Annotated in this window: 5 protein-coding genes; 4 read left to right on the top strand and 1 reads right to left on the bottom strand. The window is 69.8% G+C overall.

Annotated features, from left to right (window positions below; translation table 11 throughout):
• Window positions 1–393 (top strand): NlpC/P60 family protein (locus tag VM840_07425; protein HVL81403.1); only part of this gene is annotated, 393 nt, incomplete at its 5' end.
• A 57-nt stretch (window positions 394–450) separates the two neighbouring features.
• On the opposite strand, the gene VM840_07420 is transcribed toward VM840_07425, so the two are convergent.
• On the bottom strand, window positions 451–840 hold the full coding sequence (locus VM840_07420; GenBank protein HVL81402.1) for an SCP2 sterol-binding domain-containing protein: 390 nt from the start codon (window positions 838–840) through the stop codon (window positions 451–453).
• Between the two features lie 153 nt (window positions 841–993).
• Between VM840_07420 and VM840_07415 the strand changes: the two genes are divergently transcribed.
• The 3 genes from VM840_07415 to VM840_07405 are packed head-to-tail and all read left to right on the top strand — an operon-like array spanning window position 994 to window position 2,288.
• A complete protein-coding gene (locus VM840_07415; GenBank protein ID HVL81401.1) occupies window positions 994–1,218 on the top strand; it encodes a hypothetical protein in 225 nt (74 codons plus the stop codon).
• Between the two features lie 11 nt (window positions 1,219–1,229).
• Window positions 1,230–1,784, top strand: coding sequence for a hypothetical protein (locus tag VM840_07410; GenBank protein ID HVL81400.1), 555 nt, complete (start codon window positions 1,230–1,232; stop codon window positions 1,782–1,784).
• A 45-nt stretch (window positions 1,785–1,829) separates the two neighbouring features.
• On the top strand, window positions 1,830–2,288 hold the full coding sequence (locus VM840_07405; protein HVL81399.1) for a hypothetical protein: 459 nt from the start codon (window positions 1,830–1,832) through the stop codon (window positions 2,286–2,288).
• Window positions 2,289–2,533: the final 245 nt, after the last annotated feature.

Below are 2,533 nucleotides of genomic sequence, written 5' to 3'. Positions count from 1 at the left end.
GACGTGGACCCTTCCGAGAAGCAGCCGCGGACCGCGGGTCCGGTCCGGCCCGGTGCGGCGAAGGCCGTCGAGACGGCGGCGGCGCAGATCGGCAAGCCGTACCAGTGGGGGGCCGCCGGTCCGAACTCCTACGACTGCTCCGGCCTCACCCAGTACGCCTGGAAGGCGGCCGGCGTCAGCCTCCCGCACTCCTCGCGAGCCCAGTACTCCTCGCTCCCCAAGGTCTCGAAGGACGAACTGCAACCGGGAGACCTGGTCTTCTTCGGCAGCCCGATACACCACGTCGGCATCTACGAGGGCGGCGGGGTCATGATCAACGCGACCCAGACGGGGGACTTCGTCAAGCGCTCCTCCATCCACCGCAAGGACTACGCGGGCGCCGCGAGGCCCTGACGTGAGGACGACCCGGGACGCGTCCCGGGTCGTCCGAAGATCCGACGGTTGAGTCCGTCAGTCGTACTCGGCAGGCACCTGACCGAGAGCCTGGCTGAGGGCCTGTAGGGTTCCCTGGTGCTGGAGGAGCTTCCCCATGTTCCCCTGCACCTTGATCTTGCCCTGCATGAACGCCGCTTGGGCGTTCAGCTCACCTCGGTTCATGGCGGCGGCGGTCTCGTACTCCTGGATGATCGTCACGTCCGCCTCGGGGTTCTCGCCCCGACCGCCCTCGAAGCTGCCGTCGTCGATCTTCGTCCAGTACCTGATCTCTCCCTCGCCCGGGACGTTGTTCACCACCTGCTGCATCGTGAGCTGTACGCCCTTCGCAGCGTTGCGGGCGGTCTCGTCGTCGTTCAGGGCGTCCCGGACCTGGTCTCCCCACTCCTCGCTAAGGAACTTCGCCATCTCGCCTCCGCGCTCGGTTGCCGTACGGGGCCATATCGTTCCGGATCGCGCGCCGCACGGGCAAGTCGGCCGTGTCGGTGGTACACCTCGATCGCCGCGTGACTCCGGTGGCACAATGGACGTACGCGACGACGCGTGAAAGGGGTGAGAGCGTTGGGCAACCTCAGGATCCTCGGCCCTGACGGAGACACCACCCTGAGCTGGCGGCCGGACGTCGACGACGAGGTCCAGGAGGTACGTCGCCGGTTCGACGAGATCGTGGAGGCGGGGTACCTCGTCTTCGAGCTGGACCCCTCCACGAAGGAAGGTCGCCAGGTCACCGACTTCGACCCCCGGCTCACGGAGCTGCGAGCGTTCCGGCCCATGGTCGGCGGCTGACGAGCCGGGCGATGCGGTCCGTCGGCCGGTCCGGCCCCGTGGCCGACCACGACTCGGCCTGGGAGCGCGCCGAGGCGATGCTGCGCGACAGCCTCTGCCCGCACGAGCTCGAGACCTACGAGCGCCACGGATGGATCGAGGTCCCCAGCCGGCTCCACCCCGGACGGGTGTACCGGGTCGACGGGTGGCGTCCCGTCGCCGTCTTCTCGTCGGCCGGGACGTTCGAGGGAGCCATCTGCCTGCGCCCCCGCGAGAACCTCCCGTCGCCGGACGTCATCGTGGCCCACAAGCTCTACATCCAGGGAGCCGAGGAGGAGTTCCTTCGCGCAGGCAACTGGCTCTCGCCGGCCTGGCGTCCGACCACGGCCGCCCCGACGGTCGTCCTGATGCTGTTCCTGTTCGGGCCGTGGCTGCTCAACCTGATGCGGCTGGGCCCGGGTGGGATCGCGGCGGCGTGCGTGGGGGTCGCGCTGCTGGTGTCCTGGGGGATCCGCAGGATGCGGACGGATGGCAGTCGTCCGGCACTGTCGCGGGAGGCGCCGCCGGACCCCGCTCCCACCGCCTGACCTGCGCAGGCGCTGGTCGAGGGCGGTCCTGTACCCTATCCGACCATGGAACGCAGGATCTCCCGTCTCAGCCTGTACGCGGGCGTCATCCTCGTCGTGCTGGGCCTCGTCGTCCTGTACATCGGCTACAACGGCGCTGCCACACACGCCAACGTGGTCCAGCAGGTCCCGTACCTGGTGTCCGGTGGTTTCACCGGCGTCATCCTCGTCACGCTGGGCGCCGCTGCGCTCCTCACCGCGGTGCTGATGCTCGTCCAGGCCGGGCTGCGCGACGCGCTCGGTGTCCTGGACGGGTCCGTCCGGGAGATGACCGAGGCTCTCTCGAGGCGGGAGTTCCAGGAGGGGAACGGGTCGACCGACGAGCTGGTCTGGGTGACCCGCGGCAGCGGCTCCTACCACACGCAGGAGTGCCGCCTCGTCGCCGGGAAGACGACGGCTCGGGTCCTGCCGAAGCAGGAGGCCGAGAGGTCAGGCCTGCTCGCTTGCCGCGTCTGTAAGCCCTGAGCGGGGGCAGGGATCGGGGGGCGCGGGTCGAACCACGGGTCCGAGGGGTGTTCCGCACGCGCTGCGCGGATGGAGGAGGGTGATGGGGTTGGTCCAGCGTCGCTTGGTTCCGCTCGTCGCGGTGATGGTTCTCATGGCCGCCTGCGGCCTCAAGGTGCCGGTCGGCGAGGGCGGAGGCTTCTCCACCGTCGGTGCAACCTCGGCCGAGGGTGGCGGGGTCGGAGCGGACGGGGCGAGCACCGCGG

This window comes from Actinomycetota bacterium, assembly GCA_035540895.1.
Taxonomy (GTDB): domain Bacteria; phylum Actinomycetota; class JAICYB01; order JAICYB01; family JAICYB01; genus DATLFR01.
Note: the sequence above shows the minus strand (reverse complement) of the source record. Positions and strands in the feature narration are given on the sequence as shown.

Coding starts and splice junctions, on each gene's coding strand:
- VM840_07420 (HVL81402.1), bottom strand. CDS start 840: ATGGCGAAGTTCCTTAGCGAGGAGTGGGGAGACCAGGTCCGGGACGCC.
- VM840_07410 (HVL81400.1), top strand. CDS start 1,230: ATGCGGTCCGTCGGCCGGTCCGGCCCCGTGGCCGACCACGACTCGGCC.
- VM840_07405 (HVL81399.1), top strand. CDS start 1,830: ATGGAACGCAGGATCTCCCGTCTCAGCCTGTACGCGGGCGTCATCCTC.